At 68.3% G+C, this 19528-nt stretch carries 17 protein-coding genes, 1 tRNA gene and 2 pseudogenes; 4 read left to right on the forward strand and 16 right to left on the reverse strand.

Annotated elements, in window-relative coordinates:
- Window positions 1–15: 15 nt before the first annotated feature.
- The 6 genes from thrB to ABZ396_RS00405 form a co-directional block, all read right to left on the reverse strand.
- A complete protein-coding gene (gene thrB / locus ABZ396_RS00380; RefSeq protein ID WP_358925506.1) occupies window positions 16–933 on the reverse strand; it encodes a homoserine kinase in 918 nt (305 codons plus the stop codon).
- Window positions 934–1290: 357 nt separating this feature from the next.
- The gene (thrC, locus tag ABZ396_RS00385; protein WP_358925508.1) at window positions 1291–2349 is read right to left on the reverse strand and encodes a threonine synthase; all 1059 of its coding nucleotides are present in this window, start codon (window positions 2347–2349) and stop codon (window positions 1291–1293) included.
- Between the two features lie 6 nt (window positions 2350–2355).
- On the reverse strand, window positions 2356–3645 hold the full coding sequence (locus tag ABZ396_RS00390; protein WP_358925514.1) for a homoserine dehydrogenase: 1290 nt from the start codon (window positions 3643–3645) through the stop codon (window positions 2356–2358).
- Window positions 3646–3792: 147 nt separating this feature from the next.
- On the reverse strand, window positions 3793–5184 hold the full coding sequence (gene lysA, locus ABZ396_RS00395; RefSeq protein WP_358925510.1) for a diaminopimelate decarboxylase: 1392 nt from the start codon (window positions 5182–5184) through the stop codon (window positions 3793–3795).
- Window positions 5185–5200: 16 nt separating this feature from the next.
- Complete coding sequence (gene nrtL, locus ABZ396_RS00400) at window positions 5201–6178, reverse strand: ArgS-related anticodon-binding protein NrtL (RefSeq protein WP_358925512.1); 978 nt, start codon at window positions 6176–6178, stop codon at window positions 5201–5203.
- A 461-nt stretch (window positions 6179–6639) separates the two neighbouring features.
- On the reverse strand, window positions 6640–7194 hold the full coding sequence (locus tag ABZ396_RS00405) for a response regulator (protein ID WP_358922381.1): 555 nt from the start codon (window positions 7192–7194) through the stop codon (window positions 6640–6642).
- A 64-nt stretch (window positions 7195–7258) separates the two neighbouring features.
- On the opposite strand from ABZ396_RS00405, the gene ABZ396_RS00410 reads away from it, so the two are divergent.
- A tRNA-Arg gene (locus ABZ396_RS00410) sits at window positions 7259–7330 on the forward strand.
- 910 nt (window positions 7331–8240) lie between these two features.
- Here the strand turns inward: ABZ396_RS00410 and ABZ396_RS00415 are convergent.
- From ABZ396_RS00415 to ABZ396_RS00455, 9 genes and pseudogenes are all read right to left on the reverse strand, one after another.
- A complete protein-coding gene (locus ABZ396_RS00415; protein ID WP_358922383.1) occupies window positions 8241–8600 on the reverse strand; it encodes a nuclear transport factor 2 family protein in 360 nt (119 codons plus the stop codon).
- A gap of 419 nt (window positions 8601–9019) precedes the next feature.
- Window positions 9020–10407, reverse strand: a pseudogene (locus tag ABZ396_RS00420) (site-specific integrase).
- Complete coding sequence (locus ABZ396_RS00425; RefSeq protein WP_358922385.1) at window positions 10404–10616, reverse strand: helix-turn-helix domain-containing protein; 213 nt, start codon at window positions 10614–10616, stop codon at window positions 10404–10406. The pseudogene ABZ396_RS00420 and the gene ABZ396_RS00425 overlap by 4 nt, the downstream one beginning before the upstream one ends.
- Window positions 10606–11979, reverse strand: coding sequence for a replication initiator (locus tag ABZ396_RS00430; protein WP_358922387.1), 1374 nt, complete (start codon window positions 11977–11979; stop codon window positions 10606–10608). The genes ABZ396_RS00425 and ABZ396_RS00430 overlap by 11 nt, the downstream gene beginning before the upstream one ends.
- Window positions 11976–12236 carry a hypothetical protein gene (locus ABZ396_RS00435; RefSeq protein ID WP_358922389.1) on the reverse strand — a complete coding sequence of 87 codons (261 nt, stop codon included), beginning with the start codon at window positions 12234–12236 and terminating at the stop codon, window positions 11976–11978. The genes ABZ396_RS00430 and ABZ396_RS00435 overlap by 4 nt, the downstream gene beginning before the upstream one ends.
- A 104-nt stretch (window positions 12237–12340) precedes the next feature.
- Window positions 12341–12631 carry a hypothetical protein gene (locus ABZ396_RS00440; RefSeq protein ID WP_358922391.1) on the reverse strand — a complete coding sequence of 97 codons (291 nt, stop codon included), beginning with the start codon at window positions 12629–12631 and terminating at the stop codon, window positions 12341–12343.
- A 32-nt stretch (window positions 12632–12663) separates the two neighbouring features.
- A pseudogene (locus tag ABZ396_RS00445) lies at window positions 12664–12848 on the reverse strand (hypothetical protein).
- 12 nt (window positions 12849–12860) lie between these two features.
- On the reverse strand, window positions 12861–14180 hold the full coding sequence (locus tag ABZ396_RS00450) for an FtsK/SpoIIIE domain-containing protein (RefSeq protein ID WP_358922393.1): 1320 nt from the start codon (window positions 14178–14180) through the stop codon (window positions 12861–12863).
- A complete protein-coding gene (locus tag ABZ396_RS00455; RefSeq protein WP_073948797.1) occupies window positions 14180–14527 on the reverse strand; it encodes a hypothetical protein in 348 nt (115 codons plus the stop codon). Before ABZ396_RS00455 ends, ABZ396_RS00450 begins: the two co-directional genes overlap by 1 nt.
- A 203-nt stretch (window positions 14528–14730) precedes the next feature.
- Between ABZ396_RS00455 and ABZ396_RS00460 the strand changes: the two genes are divergently transcribed.
- From ABZ396_RS00460 to ABZ396_RS00470, 3 genes are all read left to right on the forward strand, one after another.
- A complete protein-coding gene (locus ABZ396_RS00460) occupies window positions 14731–15471 on the forward strand; it encodes a GntR family transcriptional regulator (RefSeq protein WP_358922395.1) in 741 nt (246 codons plus the stop codon).
- Window positions 15472–16050: 579 nt separating this feature from the next.
- Window positions 16051–16443, forward strand: a complete 393-nt coding sequence (locus tag ABZ396_RS00465) for a hypothetical protein (protein ID WP_358922397.1) — start codon at window positions 16051–16053, stop codon at window positions 16441–16443.
- Between the two features lie 324 nt (window positions 16444–16767).
- The gene (locus ABZ396_RS00470) at window positions 16768–17661 is read left to right on the forward strand and encodes a hypothetical protein (RefSeq protein WP_358922399.1); all 894 of its coding nucleotides are present in this window, start codon (window positions 16768–16770) and stop codon (window positions 17659–17661) included.
- 436 nt (window positions 17662–18097) lie between these two features.
- Here ABZ396_RS00470 and ABZ396_RS00475 read toward each other — a convergent pair whose 3' ends face one another.
- On the reverse strand, window positions 18098–19453 hold the full coding sequence (locus tag ABZ396_RS00475) for a hypothetical protein (protein WP_358922400.1): 1356 nt from the start codon (window positions 19451–19453) through the stop codon (window positions 18098–18100).
- Between the last annotated feature and the right edge of the window lie 75 nt (window positions 19454–19528).

Raw genomic sequence — 19528 nt, forward strand, 5'->3', positions numbered from 1 at the left:
TCCGGCAACCGAGTGTCAGGGCGCAAGCGGCAGCACACTCGCCCCCTGGACGTCGAGGTTCAGCCGGTTGGCGGACCACTCCGAGCCGGCCAGGGCTTCTACCTTGTCGGCGCTGGCGGCATCGACCAGCGCCATGACGGTGGGTCCGGCACCGGAGATCACGGCCGGGATCCCGTCGGCGCGCAGCCGCTCCACCAGCGCGGTGCTCTCCGGCATGGCCGGGGCGCGGTACTCCTGGTGCAGACGGTCCTCGGTGGCGGGCAGCAGCAGCTCGGGACGCCTGGTGAGGGCCTCGACGAGCAGGGCGGCACGGCCCGCGTTGGCAGCGGCGTCGACGTGCGGCACGGTGCGCGGGAGCAGTCCGCGCGCGGTCTCCGTGAGGACCGGCTTCCCGGGCACGAAAACCACCGGAACGATGGAATCGGCGGGCTCCATCCTGATGGCCCGGGCGGCGCCGGACTCCATCCAGGAGAGCGTGAAGCCGCCCAGCAGACAGGCCGCGACATTGTCGGGGTGGCCCTCGATCTCGGTGGCCAGTTCGAGGAGCGCGGCATCGTCGAGCCTGGCCTCGCCGCCTATGGTCACCGCGCGCGCGGCGACGATGCCGGCGCAGATGGCGGCGGAGGAGGAGCCCAGGCCACGGCCGTGCGGGATGCGGTTGGCGCACACGATCTCCAGGCCGCGGGGCTGTCCGCCCAGCAGGTCGAAGGCGGTGCGCAGGGAGCGTACGAGGAGATGGCTCTCGTCACGCGGCAGCGTCTCGCTGCCCTCACCCGCGATGTCGATGTGCAGCCCGGAGTCGGCCACCCGGACTACGACGTCGTCGTAGAGCCCCAGCGCGAGGCCCAGGGCGTCGAAGCCCGGGCCGAGGTTGGCGCTGGTGGCGGGGGTGCGCACCCGGACGGCGGCGGCGCGGAACGCTGGACCGGCCATCGCTCGATGACTCTCCTTGAGCTGCGTGATGGTCGAATGACACTCGATAGGTACGTGAGAGAACCTCGGGCCGCGGAGGCGGCACGGCACCGCGCCATATGCGGAGGCATATGCAGCGGGCGGGTTCGGTACAGCCTATCGAAGGAAGGTTCTGTGGCGACATAGGGCGCACAGGAGGCGCACGATGCGTGTCGTAAGCCCCCTGTGCTCCCTCCTCAGGGAGTTCCCTGCCGAGGACTCCCCAGGGAGTTCGCTGCCGAGGACGCCACGATGTGTTCACCGGTTGCCCGGCGAGGGTTGGCCGGGCGTTGCCCGGGCCCCGTTCGCACGGTCCTCGAGCGACGCTCCAGCGGTCCTCTAGGCGAGCCCGAGCCGCTCGGCCGCGGCGGCCGCGTCGACGGGCACGGTGACCGGCTGCGGAGCGCCGGCGACGGCCCAGTCGGGGTCCTTCAGACCGTTGCCGGTGACCGTGCAGACGATCCGCTGACCGGGGTCGACCTTGCCCTGCTCGGCGGCCTTGAGCAGACCGGCCACGGAGGCGGCGGAGGCGGGCTCCACGAAGACGCCCTCCTGCGCGGCCAACAGTCGGTAGGCGCGCAGGATCTCACGGTCCGTCACCTCGTCGATGAGGCCCCCGGACTCGTCCCGGGCCGACAGCGCGAACTGCCAGGAGGCGGGGTTGCCGATCCGGATCGCGGTGGCGATGGTCGAGGGGTCCTTGACGATCTCGCCGCGCACGATCGGCGCGCTGCCGGAGGCCTGGAATCCCCACATCCGGGGCGTCCTGGTGGAGATGCCGTCACCGGCGTACTCCCTGTACCCCTTCCAGTACGCGGTGATGTTGCCCGCGTTGCCGACCGGCAGGACGTGGATGTCGGGCGCGTCGCCGAGCATGTCCACGATCTCGAAGGCGGCGGTCTTCTGCCCCTCGATACGCACCGGGTTGACCGAATTGACCAGCGCCACGGGGTAGTTGTCGCTCAGCGAGCGGGCGAGGGTGAGGCAGTCGTCGAAGTTGCCGTTGACCTGGAGGATCTTGGCGCCGTGCACCAGCGCCTGGCCCATCTTGCCGAGCGCGATCTTGCCCTGCGGGACGAGGACGGCACAGACCATCCCGGCCCGTACGGCATAGGCGGCCGCGCTCGCGGAGGTGTTGCCGGTGGAGGCACAGATGACGGCCTGCGCGCCCTCCTCCTTCGCCCGCGTGATGGCCATGGTCATACCGCGGTCCTTGAAGGACCCGGTGGGGTTGGCGCCCTCCACCTTCAGGTGGACCTCGCAGCCCGTGCGCTCGGAGAGCACCTGCGCGGGCACGAGGGGCGTGCCGCCCTCGCGGAGCGTCACGACCGGTGTGGTGTCGGACACCGGCAACCGGTCCCGGTATTCCTCGATGATTCCGCGCCACTGGTGGGTCATTGCTGGTTACTCTCCTTCAACCCGCATGATGCTGGCGACACCCCGCACGGTGTCGAGCTTGCGCAGCGCCTCGACGGTCCCGGAGAGGGAGGCGTCGGACGCGCGGTGGGTGACGACGACGAGCGATGCCTCGCCGTCCTTACCCTGCTGGCGAACCGTATCGATGGAAACCCCGTGCTCGGCGAACACGGTGGCAACCTGGGCGAGAACACCCGGTTTGTCGGCGACGTCAAGGCTGATGTGATAGCGCGTGACGACGTCACCCATGGGCGACACGGGCAGGGCGGCGTACGCCGACTCGCCGGGCCCCGTTGCCCCGCTGAGCCGGTTGCGGCAGACGGCGACCAGGTCGCCGAGTACCGCGGAGGCCGTGGGCGCACCGCCGGCGCCGGGCCCGTAGAACATCAGCTGGCCGGCCGCGTCCGACTCCACGAACACGGCGTTGTACGCGCCGCGCACGGAGGCGAGGGGGTGGGTCAGCGGAATCATGGCGGGATGCACGCGGGCCGTCACCGATCCCCCGTGCGCGGCCCGCTCGCAGATGGCCAGCAGCTTGATGGTGCAGCCCATGTTCTTGGCGGAGGCGAAGTCGGCGGCGGTGACCTCCGTCATGCCCTCGCGGTAGACGTCGTCGAGACGCACGCGCGAGTGGAAGGCGATCGCGGCGAGGATGGCGGCCTTGGCTGCTGCGTCGAACCCCTCCACGTCGGCGGTCGGGTCGGCTTCCGCGTACCCGAGGGCCGTGGCCTCGTCGAGGGCCTCCTGATAGCCGGCCCCCGTGGAGTCCATCTTGTCGAGGATGAAGTTGGTGGTCCCGTTGACGATCCCCAGCACCCGGTTGACCTTGTCGCCGGCGAGGGACTCGCGCAGCGGCCGGATCAGCGGGATGGCGCCGGCGACGGCGGCCTCGTAGTAGAGGTCCTTGCCGTTCTGCTCGGCGACCGCGTGCAGAGCCGCGCCGTCCTGGGCGAGCAGCGCCTTGTTGGCGGAGACGACGGACGCGCCGTGTTCGAAGGCGGCGGTGATGAGGGTGCGGGCGGGCTCGATCCCCCCGATGACCTCCACCACGACATCAATGTCACCGCGTTTCACGAGGGCGGTGGCGTCGGTGGTGACCAGACTCGGGTCGATGCCCTCACGCACCTTGGAGGGCCGTCGTACGGCGACACCGGCCAGCTCGATCGGGGCACCGATGCGCTGCGCGAGGTCGTCGGCGTGCGTCGTCATGATGCGCGCAACCTCTGAGCCGACAACCCCACAGCCCAGCAGCGCCACCTTCAGCGGACGCGTACGCATCATCCGACCTCGTTTCCTCATACCGTCTACGGTTGGACCAGTCTCACTCACCGGACGGCAGTTTCTACCCTTCGTCCGGATCGTGAGACGTCTATTTCATTTTGTGGGGGTGGCAGACAGGAGATCTTCCGTCTGTGTCCCCCGGTGTCAGCCGACGTCGAGACGGAGCAGGTCCTCCTCCGTCTCCCGGCGGACGATGACCCGGGACTCGCCGTCGCGCACCGCGACGACGGGAGGCCGGAGCACGTGGTTGTAGTTGCTCGCCATGGACCGGCAGTAGGCGCCGGTGGCGGGTACGGCGATCAGGTCACCGGGCGCCAGGTCGCCCGGCAGGAAGGCGTCCTTCACCACGATGTCCCCGCTCTCGCAGTGCTTGCCGACGACACGGGTGAGCATCGGCTCGGCGTCGCTCGTCCGCGACACGAGAGCGACGCTGTACTCGGCGTCGTACAGCGCGGTCCGGATGTTGTCGGACATGCCGCCGTCGACGGAGACATAGGTGCGCAGCCCGTCGAGGGGCTTGGTGGTGCCGACCTCGTAGAGAGTGAAGGCGGTCGGCCCGACGATGGCCCGCCCCGGCTCGACGGAGATACGCGGAGTCCGCAGCCTGGCGGCCTCGCACTCGCGCGTGACGATCTCGGTGAGCGCCTTGGCGATCTCATGGGGTTCGCGGGGGTCGTCGTCGGTGGTGTAGGCGATACCGAGCCCACCCCCCAGATCGATCTCGGGCAGCTCGACCCCGTGCTCGTCACGGATGTCCTTCAGCAGGCCCACGACCCGGTGCGCGGCGACCTCGAAGCCCGACATGTCGAAGATCTGCGACCCGATGTGCGAGTGGATGCCGATGACCTCCAGCCCGTCCAGCTGCAGCGCCCGCCGTACGGCCTCGGCGGCCTGCCCCCCGGCGAGCGGGATCCCGAACTTCTGGTCCTCGTGCGCGGTGGCGATGAACTCGTGCGTATGTGCCTCGACCCCGACGGTGATACGAATCTGCACACGCTGCCGCCTGCCGAGGGACGAGGCGGTGTGGGCGACCCGCACGATCTCCTGGAACGAGTCGAGCACGATCCGCCCCACACCGGCCTCGACCGCCCGCCGGATCTCTTCCGCGGACTTGTTGTTGCCGTGGAAGGCGATGCGGTCGGCGGGCATGCCGGCGGACAGGGCGGTGGCGAGTTCGCCGCCGGAGCAGACGTCGAGGTTGAGGCCTTCCTCGTGCAGCCAGCGCACGACGGCCCGCGACAGGAAGGCCTTCCCGGCGTAGAACACGTCGGCGTCCGGGCCGAAGGCGGTGCGCCAGGCCCGCGCCCGGGTCCGGAAGTCGGCCTCGTCGAGGACGTAGGCCGGGGTGCCGTGCTGCTCGGCGAGGGTCTTCACGTCGACACCACCGACCGTGACGACCCCCTCGGCGTCACGGTCGACGGTCTGGGCCCACACCTTGGGGTCGAGGGCGTTGAGGTCGGTGGGCGGGGCGGCGTAGTGGCCCTCGGGCAGGACATCGGCGTGCCGGGGCCCGGCGGGGTGCGCGGAACGGCTCATTTCTCTTTGGGCTCTCTCACAGGTGATCGGGTGCGTCGATGCCGAGCAGGGACAGGCCGCCGGCCAGCACCGTCCCGGTGGCTTCGGCGAGGGCTAGCCGGGCACGGTGGGCGGCCGAGGGTTTCTCCTCGCCGCGGGGCAGCACGGTCGGCAGGAACGGCAGGACGGCATCGGCGACGGTGACGAGATGCCGGGCGAGCCGGTCGGGAGCGCGGTGGGTGGCCGCCGCGGTGAGGATGCGGGGGTAGTCCGCGAGGGCGGTGACGAGGGCGCCCGGGGCATCCGGGACATCACCGGGTTCGGCACCGAAACCGAGCCGTCCGGCACCACGCCCTACGGCTCGCGCCCGGGCGTGGGCGTACCGCACCCGGAAGAGCGGGTTGCTCTCGCGCTGCACCAAGTGGTCGGCGGTGATCCGGGGCCGGTCGTGGGCGGCGGGATAGAGCAGGGCCCACTGGGCGGCGTCGGGCCCGAGCGGGGCCGGGTCCTCGGGCGCCGGAACGGGCCGGACACTGACGGGCTCACCGTGACCGACCTCACCGCGCCCGCCCTGGGCCGCGACGATCCGTACGACGGCGTCGGCGACGACCTCGGCCCGGACGTCGTACGGCACCCGCAGCGCGACCACCTGCCCGGCGAGAGCATCGCCGTGACCGTAGCCGGGCCCGAGCGCGCGGATCTCCGCGACCAGGGCCGCCGTGGGCGACGAGGCGGGGCTGAGGCTGATGTTGAGGAACCCCGGTCCGGTGACGACGACGTCACCGACACCGGCGGCGTTCGCGAGGTGGGGCCGCAGGATCTCGGCGACACGCATCGGCGGCTGCCCGGCCGGGCGGGCGAGCTGAAGCGCGATGTTGGTGGCGTAGTCCCCACACCCACCGGGCCCAGGCGGCGTGACCACGGCCCGCTCAGGCACGCTCACGCTCAGCTCCCCCTCGTCGACAGCGCGACGCACCGCGCGCAGCACGGTACGGGAGAGCTCGACGGGGGTCACGGGACAAGCGTAGGGGAGGAGGGGGGTGGGTAGGCGAGGCGTTTTGGGAGCGGGGCGGGATGTGGACGGGGGGTGGGGGGTCGATGTGGGGTGGGGGGTGCGGGTCGGCGACGGGTTACGCGTTCGGTGTGGGTGGGGGGTGCGGGTCGGCGACGGGATTAGGGGTTCGGTGTCGGTGGGGGGTGCGGGTCGGCGACGGGTTACGCGTTCGGTGTCGGTGGGAGGTGCGGGTCGGCGACGGGTTACGCGTTCGGTGTGGGTGGGGGGTGCGGGTCGGCGACGGGTTACGCGTTCGGTGTGGGTGGGGGGTGCGGGCTGCGGGTGGCCAGCCACGGGTTACGCGTTTGACGTGCGGCCTGCGAGGTCAGCGGTTTACAGGGTTTCCGGACTCACGGGCAGACGAGTTACGCGGTTGCCGGACTCGTGGGCTCACGGGCAGACCGGTTGCGGGGTTTGCGGACTCACGAGCAGACGGGGTTGCCCTCGGCCCGCTCCCCGGAGAACTCGACCTCGCCGCCCTCTCCCCCGCGCTGCCGGTCCTCGGGCCCTCGGCGCCGCTCCATCAACTCCGTTACGAGCCGCACGAGTTCGGCGGGCTCGAAGGGCTTGGCGAGGAAGGCGTCGACGCCGACATCGAGGCCGGTCTCGACCTCGTACTGGGTACAGGCGCTGACGATGGCGAGGGGAAGGTCGCGGGTGCGGGGATCGGCACGGAGCCGAGCGGCCGTCCGCAGACCGTCGAGCCGGGGCATCACGACATCGAGAGTGATCACATCGGGCCGCACCTGGTGAACGACATCCAGACACTCGGCACCATCGGCCGCGGTCACGACCTCGAGACCCTCAAGTTCGAGATTGACCCTGATCAGCTGCCGGATGACCTTGTTGTCGTCCACAACAAGAACCCGGCCCGACGCCCCTGGCACAACTCGAGAGTAGGTCCGGACCGGCCACCGCGTCCGGGTTTTCCCGACTTCCGCCCCTGCGGGGGTGCGACCCCCAGGAAACCCGTTCATGAACACCCTGGGCGAGCTGGTAGTGTTCTACCCGTCGCCGCGAGCGAACAGCTCAACGCCAGACGCCCCCGTAGCTCAGGGGATAGAGCAACGGCCTCCGGAGCCGTGTGCGCAGGTTCGAATCCTGCCGGGGGCACCTTGAGATAGGTGCCCAAAGACCCCGCCATCAGCGCGTTAGCTGAGTGCGGGGTCTTCTTGCATGTGCAGGCGGATGCCGCCGGAAGCAGCCGTTTGCCAGTGATCACGTAATGACGACGTAATGATCTTGCCGGGCGTTCTGGCAGGTCAACGGCTGCTTGCGGCGCTTTACACGCAGATTCTGATGGCAGATCGTTGGCCCATAGAAACGGGTGGTCTGTCTGGAGGGCTGCTCGGTACGGTGACCCGGTGTGCTTCTACGCCATGACCTACTACAAGCTGCACTACGCGTGCGTCTCGTGCCGCGTCAGCTTCAAGCAGCACGCCTATCCGCGGCGGGAGCACCCGTGCCCGAACTGTGCTCGGCCCCTCATTTGCGCTGGTCATGACTTTGCTCCGCCGCCCAGGCGTGATGTCCGCGGGTGGTCTGTGGTGGCTGCCGTGTTGGGTGAAGGGCTGCGTTACGAAGGGCGATCGGTCTGCGGATGTGGCAAGGAGCCGAAGTACCGTCCGCGGACGCGTGCCGAACTGCGAGTACGTCGGAGCGTTGCCGCAAGGGACAGGCTGCCGCTGTCCGAGACGTTGGCCCGACCGGACCCTCTGGCCTCGATGGCTGACTGACCTTGCATCTCAGCGTGTCAGGCGGCGATGGCTGATGAGGACCGCTGCAACCCGTGGCCGCACCGGACGTCAGCGAGGAGACTCTGCAGTTGCTCCTGCAGTGTCAGCGGTCACGTAATTCCCCACGATCTGCATGATCAGCGTCAGGTAATTCCCCACCCCCGCGGTCACGACTCCCCACCCTGGCGATGACCATCGGCTTGAGTCCTGTGCTGAGAACGGACCGCTGACGTTCGCCAGACATCGCCTGTCCCGCGCACCGTTCCCAGGGAGGCCGAACGCTGAACTCAGCGCCCGGGCCGGCTGAGTGAAGACAGGCCCCACAACTCGGCGATGCGGCCGTCTCGCACCCGGAAGATCTCCATCATCGAAGGGAGAGCCTGTTCCTCCGCGCCTGCCGGGGTGCCGTGCAGGCTTGTACGGACTGCGGCCTTGTCCGCATCCACGAGCATGTCCTCAACGATGACCTGGATATCCGGGAACATGGCGTGGAGCCCGCTCCACGCCTTTACAACGCTGTCGACGCCAACGGTGCCCAGCGGATGGCTCACGAAGTCGGCCGCGAAGATGGTCTCTGCCGCGGCGAGGTCACGCGCGTTGAATGCCTCATACATGCGCTCTGCGAGTGCTCGCACGTCGTCTGTCATCTCACGCTTCCTGTCCAGGGCATGGGCGAGGATCAGCTTATGAGATGAGCAGACCTGCGTCGGATGCCGGCTCCGGCGAAGACAGCGAAGAACATCGTCGCGCCCGACTCGAACTCGAACAGGCGTCCTCACCCTGATCAAGATCATCCCGTACGAGCGATCAGAAACCCATGAGCTCGCCAGCCCTGCGCTCCCCAGCCGAACACCGCAGCCCGGACGAGGGTGGGGAATTACGTGACGTTCGGGGTGGGGAATTAGCTGACCGTCGACACCTGCAGCAACGAGGAGAGACCGAGCACGTCGACTACAAGTCGGTCTGCAACCTGAATGACCTGGCGTAGCGCTGCGACCCTTGTCCGACACGGCGAAAGCCCCGGAGATCGCTCCGGGGCTTTCGCGTGAGCGGCGCGTGGGCCGTCTCACGGTTCTGTGTCGTCGTCCTCCCCCAGACCCTTCAGGATCCGGTCGTTCATCTCCTGCTCCTGGCCGTCGATGCACTTCGCGTAGATCTTGAGCAGCACGTCGACCGAGTGGCCAGCACGAGCCGCCACCTCCGGCGCAGGAACTCCAGAGTTGAGCCACTGGGAGACGCCCGCGTGCCGGAGGTCGTACGGGCGGGCCGCCAGGACGGAGGCGACCTGTTCGGGCGGGAGCCCCATGGTCCGGGCTTGCTTCCACGCACGCGAGTACGACGACGCGGCTACGACGTTGCCCCGCTCGCTCGCAAACAGCCGGCCGTCCTCCGCCGTGCCGAATTCCTTGATGTGGTCCTGAAGCAGCCTCACGAGCGGTGGCGGAATCGGCACGATGCGCACCTCACCATCCGCCCGCTGCTTCAGGCCGCGCCGGTCGTGCGCTTCGCCGGAGTCGGTCCATGCCTTCCCGGCGGTGGGTCGGGTCTCCGCCAGGTCGATCCGGCCCCAGCCCTTCTCCGGAAGTGTGCAGTCCGAGAGGCGCAGACCGAGTGCCTCACCGGGGCGCATGGCCGCGTAGTACAGGCAGCCGAAGAACGCCCGTAACCGCCGGCCGCTCGCCCGCTCGTAGCCACCGACGTACGTGACCGCCGCCAGCAACTCCCGGGCCTGCCGAGGATTGACCACCACTCGCCGGTCAACCTCCTGCACGGCTCGCTTCCCCCGCTTGCGCCGCACGCGGCTCAGCGGGTTCGAGGTCAGCGCCTCCAACTCCACCCCGTATTCGAGGACGTTGAAGGCCACCGCACGCCGCCGACGGTACGTCTGCGTCGCCGCGGGCTTGCCGTCGAGCTTCCGCGTGAGCGCGTCGACCAGGTCGTGGGCGCGGGTGATCTCCTGGAGTTCTGCCACTGGCAGCGACGCCTTCTCGATCCATTTCACCGCCGCCACGATCTCCTCAGGCCGTTCGCGCTCCCTCCGGGGCGGAGGTAGGACGTAGGAGCGAAGTGCCCGCCGCAGATCGGCCGGGGTAGGACGCCCGCGCACTGACTTGACCAGCGCGGGCATGACCGTTGCCAGGGCATCGGTCATGCTGTCCCGCTGCTTCGCCGACGCATCGGGCCACCGGGCATCGATGTACTTCAGCGCAGCTCCAGCAAGGAGAGGGCGACCTTGCCCCCGCGCAGGGAGTCGGGCAGGCCGCTTACTGTGTCGAACGGCTCGCCCTTGTCCGCCGCCCGCAGCAGCTTCGCGCGGAAGCGGTCGGCCAGCGCCTTCGTCTTGTGCGACTCGTGGAACGGTTCGCCGTCCACGGACCAGCGGACGAGGTACGTCGGTTTCTTCGCGGAGCGGTTGATGCTCAGCTTCCAGATAACGACCTTGTACGACTTCACGACGCCGCCCCCTCCGCCCGCTCCTCCAACCAGTCGTTCAGCACGTCCCGCCGAACCCGGAGCTCCCCGTTGGGCAGCCGGATGCAGGCCGGCGCGATGCGCAGTTCCCGCCAGCGGTAGAAGGTGCGCCGGGAGATGCCGCCCAGTTCGTCGAGCACCTGCCGCACAGTGAGCAGTTCGGCAGTCCTACTGCGGTTCTCACGCGCCATGCCGACCACCGCCCTCCCGCACGGAGGCGGCCAGGAGAGCCGCTTCCGGCGAGTAACCGCGGCCCGCATAGCGCCACTGACCGATCGTGACGGTAGGGACGTCTGCCAGGCCGAGCGACGTCCGCTGCTGCTCCGCGCGGTGGTCGGCACGGGCCTGCCGGAGGGCGGTCAGCGTGGTCGAGTAGCGGCGTGACTTGGTGGAGAAGTGGCCGCCGTACCCCAGCATGTGAGCCCAGCGACGCAGCCCAAGCGGCTCGAACTCAGGCAAGCCCCCGAGCCACCAGCACGTGCCGATCATGCGCAGCACGTGCGCCCGGACGGGCAGCATGACCATGTCCCGCGCGTGGTAGATCCGGCCGTCCACCGCGCCGGCGGACTCCGCTCCCTTCGTGGCGTACTTGGCGATGTAGCCGGCCACGGCCGCCGTGGATGCCGGCCGCTCCCCGGCATTCCGTCCGTACGAGGTGACCGGCCGTACGTCGACCTGCGTGCCGAAGCGGAGCTCCCGCGGACCGACGACGTTCGCCCCCGGAGCGGCCAGCCGCACCCGACCGGCCACTTCCCGCACGGCGTCCGTCAGGAGCGGCACGGTCGCCCAGTTGGGCGGCGAGGAGCCGGGCCCGTCCGGTCCGTCGAGGCGGATCACGCCATGGAAGTGGACCAGGCCGCGCCGCTGGTACTCGGCGACCTTCGCGTATGAAAGTCGGGCGACTTCCCCGAACTCCGTACGCGACAGCCCAGCCCTGCGTGCGACCTCCCGCCGCAGCTCCAACCCGAACCGGTGCCAGAGCCGACCGGCGAACGCGTGCCAGAGAACCGCGCCCGCGTAGTCATAGCAGCGCGGGCAGAGTGGTTCGCCGAGGCGGGGATCGTCCACGCCGTGGCGCGCACGGCATCCGGCCGGCCGCCCATGGGGGCAGCACTCCCCCGGCCGGCGGGGACGACAGGCCCGTACGCGCCCATCGCGCTCACGGCGAGTGTGGACCGGGCCGAAGCTGGGAGCGGTGAGCGTGGCGAACACGCGCGGATACCCACTCACCGCCTCCGTGACGTTCTTGCCCCCGACGAGTCCGGCCCGGACGAGTTGGTACGTGTCCGCCCGGTACAGCGCCGAGCAGGCCGGGCAGACCGTCGCCCGCCGGTTGCCGCATGCGGTGAGCAGGCGACCGCCGTAGACGTCCGACCCGTACGAGAGCAGGGCCGCGCCCGTTGTCGTATCGAAGACGGTCGCCGTGCCGACCAGGTGAATCGGGTTGGTACAGCCGCCGAGGCGGACGATGTTCCGGCGCCAGGCCGCGAACTCCGGTTCCGAGGCCCTGGCGACCAGAGCCGCAGCGCTGCCCGGTACGAGGGTGGTGGTCATCGGCGACCACCCCCGCCGCCGAACGCGTGCCCCATCACGGCCGAAATACCCTCCGGCCGGCTCTTGGCACTGAAGCGGAGCGTCGGGTCCGTGAGCCAGAGCGCCGCAGCGTGCGCGGGACACAGACGGTACTCGGTGTCGTCGAGCCCGACGAGGACGGCCTGTTCCCGTCCGGCGCAGGTCGAGACCTCCGAGTCGTGCTGCCTGAGTTCGCAGTCGGGCAGCAGGGATTTGCGCGAATGATGCGCGGTGGACAAAGTGTGAGTGCTCCTTTCACTGCTCATGTGGCGGATGGAGTGGGTTCCTGACGGGGTCGGGTTTGGCGACTTCGCGCCCCGTCGGGAGCCCTTCGTACGGGCGATCACTGCCGCTCCTCGGGCGGAATCGCGACGACGACGTACGCGATCGGTCCGAATTCGCGGCGAGCGCCGTAGTAGCCCTGGCCGAGGTCCTCCGTCGGCACGCCGAGCGGAGCGGCGAGGGACTCCACGCCCTCTCGGCGAGCGGCGGAGTCGGATGCGTCGACCAGGACGGCGACGGATGCATGGCGCGGTACGACGACCGCGGGGTTGGCTGTCAGGAAGTCGACCAGCTCCCGCAGACCGGCCAGAAACGCGGCACGGTCACCGGAGCGGATGACGTACGTGGACACGGGTTGTCCCCTTCTCGGATCAACGGGTCGTTTCAGAAGCGGAGTTGGCCGAGGAAGCCGTTCATGGCGTCTGAACGAACGGCGCGGCCACGGTCTTGGCGAGCAGGAAGCCGAAGGCTCCGCAGAGCAGCGTGTCCGCCCACCTCAGATAGCGGATGCGCAGGAGGAACCAGATCAGCAGGCCCAGCAGCAGAACGGCGGACATGGACACCAGCACGGCAGGCCCCTTTCACGGCGCTTCGACGTGCAGTTCGGACAGGACGGGAGTCAGGTGCGCGTACTCGGCGGCGACGGCTTCCGCCTCGGCTTCCGTGATCAGGTGTGACCGGGCTCGTTCCCAGCCGTCGCCGGAGGCGAGGACGGCCGTACCGGCCTGTTCCGGGGTGATGGCTTGTGCCGCCTTGAGCGCGTCGGGGTTGAGGTCGCCGAGCGCCATTTCGGCCGTACCGGGGTCGGCGACGCGGTGGCAGACCCGGCCGCCGAGTTGCGCCCGCAGGGCGGTGACTCCGGGCCCCAGGTCGGAACCGACACGTTGGCCGGCGACAACCAGGAACACCCCGAGCGCCGCGCCGAGCTGGGCCAGCCGGATGAGTGCGGTTCCGGCCGCCTGTGCCTCGTCCTTCTCGTTCCGGCTCGCGACGAGGAACAGTTCCGCCAGCTCATCGACGATCACGACGACGGGGACCGGACGTTCCTTGTCCGGCAGACCCCAGATGTTGCGGACGCGAGCCGCCCGGCAGACGGTCATCCGGTCGAGGGTCATGTCCACGAGCGCGGTCAGCAGCCGGACCGCCTGTTCACGGTTGGTCGCGAGGGCCGACAAGCGCGGTTCGTAGAGGGACAGTTCCATGCCGCCCTTGCAGTCGATACCGACGAGAGCGACGTGTTGCGGAGCCAGACCGGCCACGAGCGCATTGATCAACGTGGACTTGCCGGATCGGGTGGCCCCCACGATCAACCAGTGCGGCACGCGCCGCAGGTCGACCACCCACGCGGACCCGGTCTCCACCACCCCCACGGCCACCCGAAGCAGATGACCAGGCCCCCGCTGCTTCGGAACCCGAGGATCGGCCAACGGATCGGCCGCCGAAGCGACGACCCGTACGACCCCCGGCTTCCAGGAGGTCACCCGCACCCCGTGAACCTGCCAGTCCTCCGACATAGCAGGCGCGGCCTTGACGAAGTCCTCGGGCACCTGGCCCGGTAACAGCCGTACCAGCGTGACGAAGCCGCCGGAGGTCGGCCGTATGAGGCCGTGCCGGGGTACGCGCGGCTGAGGCGGAGGCGCCCCGTTGCCGACGAGCCCGGACACGACGGTCAACGCCGGTCGCCGGCTCACGGCGAGACCGCACCCGGCCATCAGAGGCCGCCAGGTCCGCATGACCCGGAAGGCGGCAGCCGGGAAGCCGAGTAACAGCCACCAGGCGACGGGGTAGCGGCGGCGCAGGGCCGGGCCCGCCAGAAGCAGGCCCGACACCAGCACTGCGGCCACCACCAGAACCCAACTCGGCCCGGCGGAACCGGCCGAGGTGGTGGCGGCGAAGTTCATCACTGCCCGGCCCCCTTACCCGCCGAAGCGGGAGCGCTCAGGGGCCGGATCTCCGCCGCGCGGAAGGCGATGCCGTGCCGTCCCTCGTTCTCCCACGGCGTGGCGACCAAGTCGCGTACGGCGACCGGCATGCCGAGCTGCACACCGGCCGGCTCCCCGGCCACGCTCACGGTCACGACGTCCGCCGATGCCCCGGCCATCAGGCAGAGGCCGACTTGGTACATGGTCTTGCCGGTCTCGCGGTCGACCCGCAGCTGACCGGTCTCTCGGTTGGCGACCCGCGGAGCCGGGGGTACGGCGCAGATGATCCCCGTGAACTTCGCGGTGTCGATCGGAAGGCTTGCCACTGTTCGTTTCTCCTCATCTCAGGCACCCGAAGGCCTACCCTTCGGGTTGCTAGACCACCCGTAGTACGGGTGACGCAGACAAGAGTGCCGACCCGTAGTACGGGTTGTCAACCGCCCTAGCGATGGGAGAAGCTGTCCACGATCGTGGGCAAGCCGTCTACGACGACGCACAGCCGCAGAGGCCACGGCCACGGAGGGCCCACATGCCGCCGAAGGACACGCAGCCGAAGTACCGGCAGATCGCCGACTACCTGCGCGATGGCATCTTGGACGGCACCTTCCCAGCCGGCCAACCGCTCCCGTCCGAGGAAGCGTTGGCGAAACAGTTCGGCGTGACGCGTCCCACAGTCCGTCAGGGCCTGGCCGAGCTGAGGGCATCCGGTCTCGTCGAGGCCATCATGGGCCGCGGCACCTTCGCCCGCTCCCCGCACAGCCGCCCCGGCCTCACGCGCCCACGCGGTGTGCGCCGAGCTTCGGACGGCCGCTACATCGAGGCCGACGGCATCCGCTGGACCGACGCCGAACCACCGGTCGCGACCCGCACCGACGCCCCGTTGGCCCTGGCGGACCTACTCCGCATCCCGCCGGGCGAGCCGATGTACACGTACGACGCCCTACAGACGGCGGACAACGGCCACCTCCGCCAACTCCACCGCACGTACGTGCCGTTCTCGATTCTCATCGACACCAAGTACGAGGAAGAGGCACCGCCGCCGGCACCGGAGCTCTACTCCGCGCTCGCCGACCTGGGCCACGAACTCCACTTCACGGAGTACGTACGTACGCGGATGCCCCTACCAGACCAGGCCCAAGCCCTCCGACTGACGGATGGAGTCCCCCTCCTGCACGTCCTCCGTGTGACGCTCACGGAGGCGGAGAAGCCCTTGGCCCTGGAGGAAATTCACCTGCCGGGTGACGAGTTGGAGCTGTCGTTCAGGCTGTAGTCAGACCTCGGGTGGCTCAGACTTTCTTCACGTGATCAAGGCCCGCGCACGGCGCGGGCGCGCGCCGCCTCTGCGGCGCGGCCTGCCTCCTGTCTCCGCCCCGGCTGGCCGCGCCCGGCGGCGCGCTACGTGCTGCGGGTAGAGCGAGGGAGTCACCCGCAGGTCAAGGACATGCCTCCGGCGGGGGCGCTCAGGGTCCAGGATGGCGGGGCGCCGTCCGCGAGTGCCAGCCGTGAATGGCTGGTGCGGGAGCTTCCATCCCGTCTGCCGTCGACCCAGGCAGAGCCGAGCGGACGCGGCCCAGGGCGTCAAGGTCGTTCGTACAGTGGCGCGCTCCACCTTGACGCCCTGAACCACGCCCGCTCCACGGTGTGTGGGTCGACGGCAGACGGGATGGAAGCTGGGGTGAGTGGTGGGGAGGGCGACAGGAACAGTCCGGCCGCGATCACTCGTTCCGAGCCCTTCCGCCGACCGAACTGTGACCGGATACGGCCACCGGATCACAGTTGATCAAAATGCGGTGCTTCTTCTTGTCTCGTCATTGGAGACTGTTCCGAACTGCCACCACGTTGGGAAAACATGACCGTCACCAAGCTTCTGAGACCCGCCCTCGCCGCGACACTCCTGGCATCAGTCACGGCCTGCGGCGCATCGTCCGTGCCGGACGTCGCGGTGAGCACCACGCCCGCCTCGGGGTCCGCCGAGACGCGTCCTTCAGCAGCCCGTGAGCCGGTCGCCGCCGTCATGCCCGATGTAACCGGCGGTAATGCCGGGGGGGCGTACGAGCAGATGAGCTCCGAACTCGACATGACCTTCAAGGACGCGAGCGGACAGGGCCGTCCGGTGGACGATCCCGATGTGTGGAAGATCTGCAGCTCCCAGCCGCGCCCGTACCAGCAGATCACCGATTACCCGGTGGTCTTCTACGTGGTGAAAACTTCGGAGAGCTGCAAGGACACGATGCCGAAGTGATCTGTCCGAGGGCTCCAGCGTCCCGCCACGGTCTTCCATGCCGAGCATCACGGGACTGGAGGACGGGACCGCTACTGCACGGTGAATGACCCCGCGCCACTGCGGATGGCGTCGAGATCAGCCTTGTCGGTCACCAGGTGGCTCTAGGTTCGTCGGGCTACGGCCGATGAGGTGCCCATTGTGTCCTGGCTACAGCCAGCAACGGTCCGTATCGGTTCCGAGGGAGAACGCGGCGTGTCACAGACGCCCTGTGAAGGCGCCGGAGGGGCGAATATCGGCGGCTCCGGTGCATCCGGAGCCGCCCTGCCGACAGGGGGAAGAGACATGACGACGCAGGCTGTGAGAGCCCAGCGGGACAGACGGCCCGGTTCCGGGCGGGCGTGGGAGCGCGGCGCCCAGTTGCGTGTCCTGGCGTTCACGGTGACCGCACTCGTTGCCGGGGCCATGGGGGTGGCCGGCACCTTGCTCTATCAGAGGATCACTGCTCCGGACACGTCCGCCGTCGACGCACAGGCCGCCGAGATTGCCGAGGGCCTACGTGGAGACCTGAACGCGGGCTTTTACTCGGGGGGCCAGACCTACGGGGGGCAGTTCACCGAGGGCACGCTCGTCGCCCAGGTCCAGGCACACGGCGGAGCGCTGCTGAGTGCCGGCACGGAGCAGAGTCAGGCCGCCAGCAACGTCCACACGGCAGAGGTGATGTTGGGGCTGGTACCACCGGGCACGGGGACTGTCGCCGCGGATGCCTATCCGGTCCGCTGCTACCGCTACACATTCGGCGTCGGCACATACAGCGTGAAACAGTCCAACATGACGTGCCCGGCTTCACGGACCGACGGCAAGCCTGGCAGCCTCGCGGCGCAGATGGGCGTGCTGCTCACGCGGCAGCCCACCGGCGCATTCGCGTACCGGCAGATGACGACCGCAGGGTATGCGCATACCCCACAGGGCGCCGTGGATTTCTTGAAGGACAAGCGCCTGGTTGCCGCCGGGGACGCTGTAAGCGCCGTCTCCGGCAAGGCTGACGGCGGCGACGTATATGTTCTCGCTCTGCGTATCAACGGTGCCTGCCACTACCTGCGTATGGACTCCTCGTCCACCGCGTCACGCTTGATACCACTGTGGGCCGCCCCGGCCGACGAACAAGAGGCTTGTGGCGTGATGCAGGCCGTGGCCGCCGCTGGCCTTTACGGGATTGACCCAGCGAAGGAGGGGTGACTACCACCCGGCCGAAAGCCCGGGCACACGTCGGAGCGCTGCGACCATCTCTTCACTCGCGGCACTCGGCCGGGTACACCGCGATCAGACCTCAAAATGCACTCCTGCCCACGCTCGTCGTCCTAACGCCGCCGACACCGAACACCTGGCACTACCAGCTGATGCGCAAGCACGACACGAGCAGCACAGAGGCAGAGTTGGACCTCATAGGCCAGGCCGTGGGCCCACTGGGAAATGGAGCGACGGTACAGCAGCGAAGTACAGCAACCAACCTGACCGCAGCCAGCCTTCACCGACCACAGGAACACGGATGGTCAGCCGAACAGCCCTCAACGACCGCACCGCCCGTAGTTCGCATCGAGAGGCGTCGATTCGGCAGGCGGGTTGCCTCGGCCATTGAGACTCCGCCGACCTTGGTATCAAAACTGCGGGCGTCTCACTCGGCGACATACCCTAGTTCACGCGCATAGTTTTGCAGCTTTTGAAGAATGTACGCTGCAATATCCCCGCGCTTCCCGTTAGCCAGGAACTCACCCTTGCGCCACGTGTATTCCACACAGACGCAGTCATCTCCCACAGTGAAGGAGTTATCCGGGATCAACGGAACGAACCCGAGACTGGTTTCAGCTGCAAAAGCAGACGCCTCGACCTTATCCTCATCAAGGAAAGATTTAATCCCTTCAAGAACAGCCTTATTGAGCTCCTTGTCCTTTCCAGCCGTGAATCCGCGCTCACCGAGGAGCTGAAACGCCGGGAGGGAAACCGCCGACGGAGTCCCACGCGTTTCGTACGTTGGCGTGACCGTGCCGTTGAGGTACTTGCCAAAGTCGCTGCGCCTGAGCGCCTTGGAAATCGAAGTAGCCCCGTGGTCGCGCACACCAAGGGTCTCAAGATCGCGCTGAACGTCGGCAGGGCCGAATCGACGGAGGACCGGAATGCTAACCGCTGGCGGCATACCGAATACCCTGGCATCCAACTGCACGATCATCTGCGTCAGGAGGCCGCGATGCTCTCGCCACCAACGACCCACGACGCTCGCCTTAGTGGCATCTAGGAGTGCGTTACTGTCAAGAAGGCCGAACTTGCTGCTATTCGTGAGATGCATGAGAACGCCCGCGTTCTCACTTGAAGACACGATCACGACAGCCAGACGGATAGGCTTCCTCGTCGCTCGCAGAAGCCTGAGTCGCTGCTGTGTGAAATCATCAGAGATTTGGCGCAGGTACTCACCGATGCTGCGGAACTCGGCGGGATCATAATCCTTGGGGTCAACGCCCATCAATTCGAGAGAATCAACATCGTTTGACAGCTGCAAAGTATGATTCGCGATCGACGTCCAGGTGTCACGCACCGGCCCTTCAACATGCGCCGGCAGCGGAATGGACGAGCGTCCGGCAATTGCCTCGTAGTCCCGCGACATAGCCGCCGCAACAGACTCCGTGGTCTCCGGCCAGAGAATGAGCGCCCTCTTACCCACGGTTGGCTCGCGCAGGAACCTTTTGATCGCTGCCAATTCTGTCGACGAAGCAGGATCACTCTCGCGATGGTCAACGTTGATCGGGATGATCTTATCCTCGTTTGCCGCAGAATTACGCCTAACTTCCTGAGCCGTTTCCTTGAGAGCTTCAAAGGTCACCTCACCCAGGTGTGCAGCAGTCGGAGTGAAGTTTCCAGGGAAGAAAGATCGGAGACTGTTTGCCAGGGTGGTTTTCCCCGTTCCCGAGATGGCGTACAGGGGAACGAAAAGCCCTTCTCCTCGGGCATGAATACTCTGTGCCGCGGTTTCGAACATGTCAGAAGTCGTTCGAGGCGGAGCGACTACAAGCCTTGCCACCTCTGCACCCACGTACTCGATCAACGACTCATA

Origin of the sequence: Streptomyces sp. NPDC005866 (assembly GCF_040629895.1) — a bacterium.
In the GTDB taxonomy this organism is placed as follows: domain Bacteria; phylum Actinomycetota; class Actinomycetes; order Streptomycetales; family Streptomycetaceae; genus Streptomyces.